We start from the raw sequence: 4,890 nt of genomic DNA on the forward strand, positions 1-4,890 counted from the left end.
CAAACTTACACAACCTTTGCCGGTGGTTACAATGTAAGTGATAACCGAAGAACCAGCAGATACACCACGAACTACACCATTATGATCTATTGTGGCTACGCCAATATTATTGCTGCTCCATACACCAGTTCCACCAGTTGAGCCGTTGGTCAGCGTAATCGCACTTCCCGCACATACCTCACGCAGGCCAATACTCTTCTCCATCTCTGGTAAAGCATTTACAGCTATATGAGCAGTATCCACACTTACACAACCTTTGGTAGTTGTTACAGTATAGGCAATCACTGCGTTACCAGCAGCTACACCACGAACTACACCATTATTATCTACTGTAGCTACGCTTACAGCACTGCTGCTCCATACACCAGTTCCACCAGTTGAGCCGTTGGTCAGCGTAACAGAACTTCCCGCACATACTTCACGCAGGCCAATACTCTTCTCCATCTCTGGTAAAGCATTTACCGCTATATGAGCAGTATCCACACTTACACAACCTTTGGCAGTGGTTACAGTATAGGTAATCACTGCGTTACCAGCAGCTACACCACGAACTAATCCATTATTATCCACTTCAGCAAAACTTACAGCACTGCTAATCCATACACCAGTACCGCCAGTTGAGCTGTTTGTCAGCGTAACAGCGCTTCCGGCACATACCTCACGCGCACCAACACTCTTCTCCATCTCTGGTAAAGCATTTACCGCTATATGGGCAGTATCCACACTTACACAACCTTTGGCAGTGGTTACAGTATAGGTAATCACCGCAGAACCAGCAGCTACGCCACGAACTAATCCATTATTATCTATTGTGGCTACACTTACAGCACTGCTGCTCCACACACCAGTACCACCAGTAGAGCCGTTTGTCAGTGTAACAGAACTTCCGGCACATACCTCACGCGCGCCAATACTCTTCTCCATCTCTGGTAAAGCATTTACAGTCATGCGGGCAGTATCCACACTTACACAACCTTTGGCAGTTGTTACTGTATAGGTAATCACTGCGTTACCAGCAGACACACCACGAACTAATCCATTATTATCTACTGTAGCTACACTTACAGCACTGCTGCTCCATACGCCAGTACCACCAGTTGAGCTGTTTGTCAGTGTAACCGTACTTCCGGCACATACCTCACGCAAGCCAATACTCTTTTCCATCTCTGGTAAAGCATTTACCGCTATATGAGCAGTATCCACACTTACACAACCTTTGGCGGTTGTTACAGTGTAAGTGATAACCACAGAACCTGCAGATACACCACGAACTAATCCATTATTATCTACTGTAGCTACGCTTACAGCACTGCTGCTCCATACACCAGTTCCACCAGTTGAGCCGTTTGTCAGTGTAACAGAACTTCCGGCACATACCTCACGCAGGCCAACACTTTTCTCCATCTCTGGTAAAGCATTTACAGCTATATGAGCAGTATCCACACTTACACAACCTTTCGCGGTTGTTACAGTGTAAGTGATAACCGCAGAACCAGCAGATACACCACGAACTACACCATTATTATCTACTGTGGCTACAACAGTATTACTGCTGCTCCATGCACCTGTTCCACCAGTTGAGCCGTTTGTCAGTGTAACAGAACTTCCGGCACATACTTCACGCGCACCAACACTTTTCTCCATTTCTGGTAAAGCATTTACAGCTATATGAGCAGTATCAACACTTACACAACCTGAACCAGTTGTTACAGTATAAGTAATTACTGCGTTGCCAGCAGTTACACCACGAACTAATCCATTATTATCTATTATGGCTATACCAGTATTACTGCTGCTCCATACACCAGTACCACCAGTTGAGCCGTTTGTCAGTGTAACCGTACTTCCGGCACATACCTCACGCGCACCAACACTTTTCTCCATCTCTGGTAAAGCATTTACAGCTATATGAGCAGTATCAACACTTACACAACCTTTTGCGGTTGTTACAGTGTAAGTGATAACCGCAGAACCAGCAGCTACACCACGAACTAATCCATTATTATCTATTGTGGCTATGCCAGTATTACTGCTGCTCCATACGCCAGTACCGCCAGTTGAGCCGTTTGTCAGCGTAACCGTACTTCCGGCACACACCTCACGCGTACCAATACTCTTCTCCATCTCTGGTAAAGCATTTAAAGCTATATGAGCAGTATCCTGGCTCACACAACCTTTGGCAGTGGTTACAGTGTAAGTGATCACTGCGTTACCAGCAGTTAAACCACGAACTACACCATTATTATCTATTGTAGCTACACTTACAGCACTGCTGCTCCATACGCCAGTACCACCAGTTGAGCCGTTGGTCAGCGTAACAGAACTTCCGGCACACACTTCACGTTCGCCAACACTTTTCTCCATCTCTGGCAAAGCATTTACCGCTATATGAGCAGTATCCACACTTACACAACCTTTGGCAGTGGTTACAGTATAGGTAATCACTGTGTTACCAGCAGCTACACCACGAACTACACCATTATTATCTACTGTAGCTACACTTACAGCACTGCTGCTCCATACACCAGTACCACCAGTTGAGCTGTTTGTCAGCATAACAGCACTTCCGGCACACACTTCACGTTCGCCAACACTTTTCTCCATCTCTGGTAAAGCATTTACAGCTATATGAGCAGTATCCTGGCTCACACAACCTTTGGCAGTGGTTACAGTATAGGTAATCACTGCAGAACCAGCAGCTACACCACGAACTAATCCATTATTATCTACTGTAGCTACACCTACAGCACTGCTGCTCCATACACCAGTACCACCAGTTGAGCTGTTTGTCAGCGTAACAGAACTTCCCGCACATACCTCACGCAGGCCAATACTCTTCTCCATCTCTGGTAAAGCATTTACAGCTATATGAGCAGTATCCACACTTACGCAACCTTTGGCGGTGATTACAGTATAGGTAATCACTACAGAACCAGCAGCTACACCACGAACTACACCATTATTATCTATTGTAGCAACACTTACAGCACTGCTGCTCCATACACCGGTTCCACCAGTTGAGCCGTTTGTCAGCGTAACAGCGCTTCCCGCACATACCTCACGCGCACCAAAACTCTTCTCCATCTCTGGTAAAGCATTTACAGCTATATGAGCAGTATCCACACTTACACAACCTTTGGCGGTGGTTACAGTGTAAGTGATAACCACAGAACCAGCAGCTACACCACGAACTAATCCATTATTATCTACTGTAGCTACACTTACAGCACTGCTGCTCCATACGCCAGTACCACCAGTTGAGCCGTTGGTCAGCGTAACAGAACTTCCCGCACACACTTCACGTTCGCCAACACTATTCTCCATCTCTGGTAAAGCATTTACAGCTATATGAGCAGTATCCACACTTACACAACCTTTGGCAGTGGTCACAGTATAAGTGATAACCGCAGAACCGGCAGCTACGCCACGAACTAATCCATTATTATCTACTGTAGCTACACCTACAGCACTGCTGCTCCATACACCAGTTCCACCAGTTGAGCCGTTTGTCAGCGTAACAGAACTTCCGGCACATACCTCACGCAAGCCAATACTCTTCTCCATCTCTGGTAAAGCATTTACAGCTATATGAGCAGTATCCTGGCTCACACAACCTTTGGCAGTGGTTACAGTATAAGTAATAACCGCAGAACCGGCAGATACACCACGAACTACACCATTATTATCTACTGTGGCTACACTTACAGCACTGCTACTCCATACACCAGTTCCACCAGTTGAGCCGTTTGTCAGCGTAACAGAACTTCCGGCACACACTTCACGCAGGCCAACACTCTTCTCCATCTCAGGTAAAGCATTTACCAGCACTTGGGCAGTATCAACACTTACACAACCTTTGGCGGTTGTTACAGCGTAAGTGATAACCGCAGAACCAGCAGTTAAACCACGAACAACACCATTATTATCTATTGTGGCTATGCCAGTATTACTGCTGCTCCATACGCCAGTACCACCAGTTGAGCCGTTTGTCAGCGTAACCGTACTTCCGACACACACTTCACGCAAGCCAACACTCTTCTCCATCTCTGGTAAAGCATTTACAAGCACGTGCGCAGTATCAAGGCTTACACAACCTTTGGCTGTGATTACAGTGTAAGTGATCACTGCGTTACCAGGAGATACACCACGAACGACACCATTATTATCTATTGTGGCTACACTTACAGCACTGCTGCTCCATACACCGGTTCCACCAGTTGAGCCGTTTGTCAGCGCAACAGCGCTTCCGGCACATACCTCACGCAGGCCAACACTCTTCTCCATCTCTGGTAAAGCATTTACCAGCACGTGCGCAGTATCCACACTTACACAACCTGAACCAGTTGTTACAGTATAAGTAATTACTGCGTTACCAGCAGCTATACCACGAACTAATCCATTATTATCAACAGTGGCTACGCCAGTATTACTGCTGCTCCATACACCCGTTCCACCAGTGGAGCCGTTTGTCAGCATAACAGAACTTCCGGCACATACTTCACGTTCGCCAACACTTTTCTCCATCTCTGGTAAAGCATTTACAGCTATATGAGCAGTATCCACACTTACACAACCTGAACCAGTTGTTACAGTATAAGTAATTACTGCGTTACCAGCAGCTATACCACGAACTAATCCATTATTGTCCACTGTAGCAACACTTACAACACTGCTGCTCCATACACCAGTTCCACCAGTTGAGCCGTTTGTCAGTGTAACCGTACTTCCGGCACATACTTCACGCGCGCCAACACTCTTCTCCATCTCTGGTAAAGCATTTACAACTATATGAGCAGTATCCTGGCTCACACAACCTTTAGCAGTTGTTACACTATAGGTAATCACTGCAGAACCAGCAACTACACCACGAACTACACCATTATTATCTAC

At 46.2% G+C, this 4,890-nt stretch carries 1 protein-coding gene; it reads right to left on the reverse strand.

All coding sequences use genetic code 11. The features are described 5' to 3' along the window. A partial coding sequence (locus IEY13_RS29965) for a beta strand repeat-containing protein (RefSeq protein WP_188959464.1) occupies positions 1–4,890 on the reverse strand: 4,890 nt, incomplete at both ends.

The organism is Filimonas zeae, from assembly GCF_014641615.1.
Classification (GTDB): domain Bacteria; phylum Bacteroidota; class Bacteroidia; order Chitinophagales; family Chitinophagaceae; genus Filimonas; species Filimonas zeae.